Annotated in this window: 1 protein-coding gene; it reads left to right on the top strand. The window is 38.5% G+C overall.

What is annotated here, in order from left to right:
* The coding region (locus Q0881_RS17820) for a hypothetical protein (RefSeq protein WP_299163339.1) at positions 1–226 on the top strand (226 nt) is incomplete at both ends.

Raw genomic sequence — 226 nt, 5'->3', positions numbered from 1 at the left:
ATGTAGCAGCCGGAACATGGGATGTTTATGTACGCGATAAAAATGGAGGCGCAAATTTCTGTCAAGTAACAGAAACAGTAACGATTCAACGAATTACCGATCCAACAATAGCAACATCGGTAGTACAACCAAATTGTAATGGAGATAACGGAACAGTAAATGTTGTAATTTCAGATGGAACAGCACCATTTAGTGCAACAATAAATAGTACAACAGGGCCATTTAC

Origin of the sequence: uncultured Tenacibaculum sp. (genome assembly GCF_947494125.1) — a bacterium.
Classification (GTDB): domain Bacteria; phylum Bacteroidota; class Bacteroidia; order Flavobacteriales; family Flavobacteriaceae; genus Polaribacter.
Note: the sequence above shows the minus strand (reverse complement) of the source record. Positions and strands in the feature narration are given on the sequence as shown.